General features: G+C 69.9%; 7 protein-coding genes and 1 rRNA gene. All 8 read right to left on the reverse strand.

What is annotated here, in order from left to right; all coding sequences use genetic code 11:
* Positions 1 to 151: 151 nt before the first annotated feature.
* The gene (gene recN / locus A37U_RS0105880) at positions 152 to 2,071 is read right to left on the reverse strand and encodes a DNA repair protein RecN (RefSeq protein WP_205622854.1); all 1,920 of its coding nucleotides are present in this window, start codon (positions 2,069 to 2,071) and stop codon (positions 152 to 154) included.
* An 81-nt stretch (positions 2,072 to 2,152) separates the two neighbouring features.
* A complete protein-coding gene (locus tag A37U_RS0105885; protein ID WP_020495690.1) occupies positions 2,153 to 3,682 on the reverse strand; it encodes an alpha/beta hydrolase in 1,530 nt (509 codons plus the stop codon).
* Positions 3,679 to 4,575, reverse strand: a complete 897-nt coding sequence (locus tag A37U_RS0105890) for an NAD kinase (protein ID WP_020495691.1) — start codon at positions 4,573 to 4,575, stop codon at positions 3,679 to 3,681. Before A37U_RS0105890 ends, A37U_RS0105885 begins: the two co-directional genes overlap by 4 nt.
* A gap of 32 nt (positions 4,576 to 4,607) precedes the next feature.
* Positions 4,608 to 5,441, reverse strand: a complete 834-nt coding sequence (locus A37U_RS0105895; protein WP_020495692.1) for a TlyA family RNA methyltransferase — start codon at positions 5,439 to 5,441, stop codon at positions 4,608 to 4,610.
* A gap of 6 nt (positions 5,442 to 5,447) precedes the next feature.
* Positions 5,448 to 5,612, reverse strand: a complete 165-nt coding sequence (locus A37U_RS52530; RefSeq protein ID WP_020495693.1) for a hypothetical protein — start codon at positions 5,610 to 5,612, stop codon at positions 5,448 to 5,450.
* Positions 5,613 to 5,621: 9 nt separating this feature from the next.
* Positions 5,622 to 6,626, reverse strand: a complete 1,005-nt coding sequence (locus A37U_RS0105905) for an HAD-IIA family hydrolase (RefSeq protein WP_020495694.1) — start codon at positions 6,624 to 6,626, stop codon at positions 5,622 to 5,624.
* Entirely contained in the window at positions 6,623 to 8,005 is a 1,383-nt protein-coding gene (locus A37U_RS53395; protein ID WP_240437488.1) for a tetratricopeptide repeat protein, read from the reverse strand. Before A37U_RS53395 ends, A37U_RS0105905 begins: the two co-directional genes overlap by 4 nt.
* A gap of 157 nt (positions 8,006 to 8,162) precedes the next feature.
* Positions 8,163 to 8,280 (reverse strand): 5S ribosomal RNA (gene rrf / locus A37U_RS0105915).
* Between the last annotated feature and the right edge of the window lie 139 nt (positions 8,281 to 8,419).

Raw genomic sequence — 8,419 nt, forward strand, 5'->3', positions numbered from 1 at the left:
GCCGAACGCATGCTGACGAATACTTCACGTCGCGAGCCGCATCACCGGCTCAATTAGTTCCGCATGGCGATGGACTCTCCCCAGTTCAGGCGTTCCTCCCCTGCCTCCCCGTGACCGCACTGCGCATTATTCGGTTGTCGATCAGCGTGGATCACATCGGCATCTTCTCCTTCGCATTTTTCGGCTGGGACTTCTGGCGAGGCTTACCTTTGCCGTTCGAGTTCTTTCCTTCCGAAGCGGACTTACCACCGGACGGTGCGCCCACACAGGTGGCCGCCGGGCGCTTGCGCGATCGCTGCGCCCGGTCGCCACCGGCCGCCTCCGTGCCGCTCTTTGCCGCGCGCGCCAGCTCGAGCAGTTCCTCCGCGTGTGCCCGACCGGTATCGGTGGAGTCCATCCCGGCGAGCATCCGGGACAGTTCGACGACCCGCTGCTCATCGGCGAGCTGACGAATACCGCTGCGCGTCACCCCGCCGTTCGAGTTCTTGTCAACGACCAGGTGTTTGTCGGCGAATGCCGCCACTTGCGGGAGATGCGTCACCACGATGACCTGGTGGGTCGCCGCGAGTGTGGCCAGCCGCCTGCCGACCTCGACCGCCGCCTTGCCACCCACTCCGGCGTCCACCTCGTCGAAGACCAGTGTGGGCACCGGGTTCGCGTGCGCGAGCACCACCTCGAGGGCGAGCATCACCCGGGAGAGCTCCCCACCGGAGGCACCTTTGCCGATCGGTAGCGGATCCGAGCCGGGATGCGGGCGCAATCGGATGTCCACGTCGTCGATACCGTCCGGACCGGCGCTGACGGTCCGCTTGCCGACCCGCAGCGCGTGCTCGGCACCGTTCGGCACCTCGTGCGCGCTCACCGCGACATGCAGTTCGGCATCCGGCATCGCCAGCGCGGCCAGTTCGGCGGTCGCCTCCTTCGCGAGCCCGTTCGCCGCCGTCGCCCGCGCCGCGCTCAGTTCCGTCGCGACCTCGGCGAGCTCGGCGGCCAGGGCATCCCGGCGCGCGACCAGCTCGGCGATCGCCTCATCGGAGGTGTCGGCACCGGCCAGCCGCTCCCGGGCACCCTCGGCCCACTCCAGCACGCCGTCGATGTCCGCGGCGTACTTCTTGGTGAGCGCCTTGAGTTCGGCCTGGCGGGCCAGGATCTGCTGCAGTCGTTCCGGGTCCGCCTCGAGTCCGTCCTGGTAGCCGCCGAGCTCCCCGGTCACGTCGGCGAGCAGGGTCGCCGCCTCGTCCAGGCGCGGGGTCAGTTGACGCAGCGCGTCGTCCTCGGACGAGCTCAGTACCTTGCGCGCGAGATCGACGAGGCCGAGCGCGCCCGGCGCGTCCGGGTCTCCGTCCTGGGCCCCGGCGAGCGCGTCGTGCGCCCGCATGGAGGCCTCCCTGAGCTGCTCGACGTCCGCGAGCCTGCGCGCCATCGCGACCAGTTCGGCGTCCTCGCCCGGCTGCGGATCGACCGCGCCGATCTCTTCGAGGCCGTGCCGGAGCAGGTCCGCCTCCCGCGCCAGCTCGCGCGCGCGCTCGGTTCGTTCGGTGAGCTCGGCACACACGGCGAGCCATTCCGCGCGCCGTGTCCGGTATCGCTCGAGCGGCACGGCCACCGGGGAACCCGCGAACCGGTCGAGCATGGTCCGCTGCTGCGTCGACCGCAGCAGCCGGAGCTGATCGTTCTGGCCGTGCACGGCGATGAGTGAATCGGTGAGTTCGGAGAGAACCCCGACCGGCGCCGATCGCCCGCCCAGATGAGCACGGGAGCGTCCGTCCGCGGCCACTGTGCGCAGCGCGATGAGCGAGCCGTCGTCATCGGCGTCCGCCCCCGCGTCGGTCGCCACGTCGAGGGCCGCGGAGCCTGGAGGAACTCCGAACCGGCCCTCGACGACAGCCTTGGGCGCACCCGTCCGCACCTTCGCCGCGTCGGCGCGCCCACCGGAGAGCAGGTGCAGCCCGCTGACCACCATGGTCTTGCCCGCACCGGTCTCCCCGGTGACCACGGTGAATCCCGGGTGCGGCTCGATCGCGGCCTCGTCGATCACGCCGAGACCGGAAATCAGCATCTCCGTCAACACGGGATCGAACATACCTTCGATCACAGGGGTGTTGGCAAGCCCCTTCACCCTGGTGAGTCGAAAATATGTTCGATAGACTCGTCAGGAGAACGGGCGATAGTCAGGAGGGCAGGTGGTGCCGGTGGGTGATGGTTTCAGACCGGTGAAATAGGCGGCCATCGCGTTCGAGGCACAGGCGCTGTGCACGTTGAGCGAGGTGTGCCCGGCACCGTCGATGACGAGGACACGCGCGCGGGCGAGTTCCCCGGCCGTGGATTCGGCGTTCGGCAAGGGGGTCGCGGGATCGTAGCGGTTGTTGATGATCAACACCGGCGCGGCGAGGTGCGCGTTCCATGGGCCCTGGTAACGGTCTTCGTCTTTTCCCGGCCAGCCGACACACTGGGCCATGTCGTACACGGCCGAGGCGCCGAAGGCCGGATCGTGAGCGGCCGCGCGACGGGCCAGTTCCGGATAACGTGACTTCCGCTGGGGGATGTCGCTGTCGACGCACTGCACGGCGAGGAATCCGGTCGAATGGCTCGGTACGTACGGATCACGCACCGGTGCCGTGTGCTGTTCGTCGGTTTCTCCCGGCCGGACGGATCGGTAGGTACGCTCCAGCATCTTGGCGAGGTAGGTCCACATGGGTGCACCCGTCTCGAGATCGCTGAAAATTCGTTCGAACAGCCCCGCGCCCTGCCCGTCCCGGCCGAGGGTCGCGACCAGCTCGGCCCATTTGCGCTTCGGATCGCCGCCCGCGGCGAACGGGCATGCCCCGGCCGCCTTGGCGCAGGCCGCGAGGAACTGGTCGAGCTGGGCACGCTGGGCGTCGGCCACACCGGCGCGGACATCCACCGGTTCGTCACGGGTGCCCGGCCTGCCGGTGGAGTTCGCGACGAGGTCGAGTGTCCCGTCGAAGGTCATCGCACGCACATGGGAGGGAAACATGTTCGCGTAGACCGCACCGAGGTAGGTGCCGTACGAGTAGCCGAGGTAGCTGATCTGCTCGGCCCGGGCCGCTTGACGGATCAGGTCCATATCGCGCGCGGTGTTCGCGCTGGAGGCGTGATCGAGCAGCGGATCCTTGGCGCAGGCATGGCCGGTCGAGGCCGCCGTCGCCCAGAACCGGCCGGAACCGGGCGGTCCTTGGGGAGCCTGTGCGCCCGGCGCACAGTGCGGGGTGTTGGGCCCGGTCCCCCGTGGATCGAAGGCAATCAGGTCGAAGTGCCTGCGCAGCTGTTCCGGATACTTCGGCCCCTGCTTACGCAGCATGCCCGCACCGGGAGTGCCCGGTCCGCCGTAGTTGATGAACAACGGACCGGTGACATGTGAACGGTCCTCGGCGGGCTGCATGACAAGCGGCAGGGTGATCCGTTTGCCGTGCGGTGCCCGATAGTCGAGCGGCACGGCTGCCTCGGCACACCGGAATCCGCCGCCGCACGGGCGCCAGTCGAGCGCGGGCGGTGTCGCGCCGTTGGTGCCTGCGGGTGCCCCGGCGCCGGGTGATTTCACCGGTCCCCGCTCCGATCCGCCCTGCTGCCCCGCGGAGCACGCGGTCAGCACGAGGACAGCGGTGAGGGCACAGCAGAACAGGGCGGAAAGGTGTCTCGCGGGGCGCTTCCGCTTCCTCATTCGGCGCCCGCCCCACGCCAGCCCTGCACGGGGAGCCCGAACTTCCGGACGAGCCGATCGGTGAAGGGGCCCTCGCGGAGCCGGACGAGCCGCACCGGTGCGGATCCCTCGACGATGTCGACCCGAGCACCGGCGGGCAGTTCGACGCTGCGTCGGCCATCGCAGCACAGCACCGCATCGTGTCCACCCGGATCGACCTCGATCGAAACCACCGAGGACGGGGAGACGACGAGCGGCCGCGCGAACATGGCGTGGGCGTTGCTCGGCACCACGAGCATGGCTGCCACATCGGGCCAGATCACCGGTCCGCCCGCGGAGAAGGCATACGCCGTGGACCCGGTCGGGGTCGCACACAGCACCCCATCGCAGCCGAAGGCCGAGACCGGGCGGGAGTCGACCTCGATCCGCACGTCGAGAATGCGTTCCCGGCTGCTCTTCTCCACCGATGCCTCGTTGAGCGCCCAGCCACGCGCGAACACCTCACCGCGCAGCGAGGCGCGCACGTCCACGGTGGCGCGTTCGTCGACCTGGTAGCGGCGCTCGAGCACGAGCCGAACCGCTTCCTCGAGGGCGTCCGAATCGGCCTCGGCGAGGAATCCGACCCGGCCGAGGTTCACCCCGAGCACGGGAACCCCCGCCAGGCGGGCGAGTTCCGCGGCCCGCAGCATGGTGCCGTCCCCGCCGAGCGCGAACACGAGATCGACGTTCTCCGCGGCCGCGGCACCGTCCTCGATGATCGGGTGCCGCCAGTTCGGTGCGAGATCCGCGGCCTGATCGGGCAACGTACGCAGGCGAACGCCACCGCGGTCGAACCAGTCGGCGACCCGGGCCGCGGTGCGGCGGTTCGACGCGCGACCGGTATGGGCGACGAACAGCACCTCGCGTTCAGTCACCGCTCCTCCTCGTCATCCCAGCCGAGCGGAATCTATCGTGCCGGTCCGGCAGCGACGGCATCGTCCACCATGCGCGCCACGAGCTCGGGATCGGGGGCCGGTCCACGTCGCAACCATACGAAGTATTCGACATTGCCGGACGGGCCGGGCAGCGGGCTGGCCACGACGCCGCGCGGGGTGAGACCGAGCGTGGCGGCCTCCCCGATCACCGTGCGCACGGCTTCGGCATGCAGCGCAGGGTCCCGGACCACGCCGCCGGCACCCACTCGCTGCTTGCCGACCTCGAATTGCGGTTTGACCATCGGCACCAGATCGGCCTCCGCCGCAAGACAGGACGCGAGGGCGGGGAGTACGAGACCGAGCGAGATGAACGAAAGATCGGCCACGATCAGATCGACCTCGCCCCCGATCTGTTCGGTGGTCAGCGCGCGCACATTGGTCCGTTCGAGCACCTCGACCCGCTCGTCCGTGCGCAGCCGCCAGATCAGGAGTCCGCGCCCGACATCCGCGGCCACCACCGTGCGCGCGCCCCTGCGCAGCAGCACATCGGTGAACCCGCCGGTCGATGCGCCCGCGTCGAGGCAGCAGCGGCCGTTGACGGTGAGCCCGAGCGGTTCGAACGCCTCGAGGGCACCGAGCAGTTTGTGCGCGCCCCGGGAGGCCCAGTCCTCGTCCGAACCGTCCTCGGCCACGACGAGCGAGATGTCCGGGCTCACCCCGGTGGCGGGCTTGTGCGCGAGCACGCCGCGGACGGAGACCCGCCCGGCCTCGATCAGTTCGGCCGCATGCGCCCGCGACCGGGCGAGCCCACGGCGAACCAGTTCCGCGTCGAGCCGTGCCGGTTTCGCCCCAGCGCGTTTCGCCACGTGTCCTCAGACCTCGTCGATCGAGCCGAGCGCGTCCGTCAGGGCCGTGTGCGCGGCTTCGAACCTGACAACGTGGTCGGCGACGGGGACTTCCCCGAGCCCCTCGGTGCCGGCGATAGCTGCGTTGAGCACCTCGACCGGACCCTCGGATTCCTGCTGGTTCTCGTCCACCGTTCCACGCTAGCCGATCGCGTCGCGCTCGCCGAGCCCGAGTGCGCGCAGTGCCGCGTCCGCCGGGCCTCCGTGTGCCTCGAGTGCCTTCGGTGCGCTCGGCATTCGCCATGCGAGGGCGCACAGGGTCCGTAACAGCCCGATCGGGTCGCCGTCCCCTGACACGGTGAGGCCGTCTCCGGACTCCCGCACCGTCCAGCGCGGGTCCTCGCCGATGGCGAGACGGTCCGGTTCACCGAACACCCCGGCGAGGTCGGCCGCGACATAGGTCGGCCGCCTGGCCTCCGGAGCACCGAGCAGTTCGGCGGCGTCGCTCACCCCGCTGAGCACGAGCATGGAATCGGCGCCGACGGTCACCGCACCCGCGATATCGGTGTCCAGCCGGTCCCCGACGACCAGAGGCATACGTGCCCCCGCGGCCTCGATCGCCGCGCGCATCAGCGGGGCCTCGGGCTTGCCGGCCACGACCGGTTCCGCACCGGTCGCCGCACGCAGCGCCGCGACGAGTGAGCCGTTGCCGGGAAGCAGGCCGCGTTCGGTCGGCAGGGTCGGGTCCGTGTTCGCGGCAACCCAGCGCGCGCCGGCGTTGATGGCGATGCAGGCCTCGGCGAGGTCGGGCCAGCCGATGTCCTTGCTCAGTCCCTGTACGACCGCGGCGACGGGCCCGGCGTTGTCCCGGACCGGGCGCAGGCCGAGCGCGGCGACCTCTTCCGCGAGCGCCGCGCTGCCCACGACGAGTACCGCGGAACCCGGTTCGACCTGGTCCGCGACCACCGCGGCCGCCGCCTGCGCGCTGGTGTCGACCTCCGCGGCAGTCGCCGCGACGCCGAGTGCGCGCAGGCTCGTGGCCACCGTTTCCGGGGCCCGGGAGGCATTGTTCGTCACGAACCGCACCGCGACGCCGTGTTCCGCGGCCGCGCGCACCGCATCCTGCGCACCGTCCACCGCCTCGGTGCCGCGGTAGACCGTGCCGTCCAGGTCGAGCAGCAGTGCGTCGTACCGGTCGAGGATCACGAGCCCTGTCCACGATCCGGGGAACGCAGTGCCTCGGAGACCTCGAACGCGCGCTCCGGGGCGTCGGTGAGGTCCTCGGTGTCCGCTTCGGCCGCGTGCAGGAACCAGGTCACCGCCTCGGACTGGCGCCCGGACGCGAGCAGATTGTCGGCGTAGGCGTAGAACAGCCGCGCGCTCCACGGTTCCCGTCGTTTCGGGTCGAGGTCGTGGCCCTGCAGATCCACCACGGCCGCATCGAGCTGACCGAGATCACGGCGCGCCCCGGCGGCGACGATGCGCAGTTCCACCGCCTCGGCCTTGTCGAGCTGACTACCGCGTGCCTCGCGGGCCATGTCGAGTGCCCGCTGTGGGCGGCCCAGCGCCCGTTCACAGTCGGCCATCACCGCCAGGTGCATGTTCCCGTGCGTCATCCGGCGGTAGGCACGCAGCTCCGCGATCGCCTCCGCCCATTCGCCCGCGTGGTAGGCGGCGAGCCCGGCCGCTTCCCGGACCACGGCGAGACGGCTCGCCCTGGAGCGGGCGTAACGCGCGTGCGCGAGCGCCTGTTCCGGATTCTCGTCGACGAGCCCACCTGCCGCGACGAGGTGCTTGCCGATCTTGTCCGCGAGGTCCTTCGGCAAGCCGAGCAGATCCTTGCGCGCCGCACTGTCCAGCGACTGCGCCTTGATTCCCTCCGGCAACGGGGGTTCCGGTACCTGCTTGCGTTCTCCCTCGGCCTTCTGGTTGGCCACATGCGGCTTGTCGAAACGACGCCCCTGCGGTGCCCGGTCCCGAGCCGGACGGCCGCCGTGTTGCTTGTTGCCGCCCGCGCGATCCCGGTGTGGCTTGCCCGCGAACCGGTCATTGCCGGTTCCTTCGCGCTTCGCCGCTCCACGGTCATCGAAGGGCCTGTCCCGCTGCGGTTTACCGCCGTTCGGTTTGTCCCGGAACGGCTTGTCCCGAGAGGGCTTGTCGCCCGTAGCGCGGTACGGCTTGTCGCGGAACGGTTTGTCCCCGGAGGAACGGTAAGGCTTGTCGCCTGAGGAACGGAACGGCTTGGCTCCCGAAGAACCGCCATCCCGGCCGCGCTTGTCATCGAACCGTCGTTCGCCACCTCCACGGGGACCGCCACGTGTGTCATCACGCCGGTTCCCGTAGCCACCGCGCCGGTCGCCACCCTGCTGGCGGGACCTGTCCCCGCCATTCCCCTGACTGCGCGAGCCCTGATCGCGCGAGCCCTGGCCACGCTGGCCGTGGCTACGTGGGCCCTGGCCTCCCTGGCCCTGACCGCGTGGGCCACCGGAGCGCGCGCCCTTGAATCCCTGCCCTTGACGCCTCGGGCGGTCGCCACCATCGCCGCGCCGGTCCTTGCCGCGCGAACCTGCATTGTCTTCGGACATGGGTTCGTTCCTCCTCGTCGGTGCACCAAGCACCGGTAAATCTGCAAAGTCCAGTGTGCCCGCCGCTGTGACCGCACGGCGAACCGGGGAACGCATCGGTGTCCGGACATGCTTCAGGGCCTGTGGCGGAAATCGCCACAGGCCCTGAAGAAGTTGTGTTCGGCGGTGTCCTACTCTCCCACACCCTGGCGGGTGCAGTACCATTGGCGCTGGTGGGCTTAGCTTCCGGGTTCGGAATGGGGCCGGGCGTTTCCCGCACCGCTATCACCACCGAAACAGTCGTGAACCATTTTTTTGTTTTCGACCCTGTCTCAAGACCTGCAGGTCTTGGGGGGTTGTTGGTTCAGAATCGTATAGTGGTTGCGGGCAGAGCTTGTTACGTTTTGTTCGCGTTTAGTGTTTCCACCGCATCTG

The organism is Sciscionella marina DSM 45152 (assembly GCF_000379465.1).
In the GTDB taxonomy this organism is placed as follows: Bacteria; Actinomycetota; Actinomycetes; order Mycobacteriales; family Pseudonocardiaceae; genus Sciscionella; species Sciscionella marina.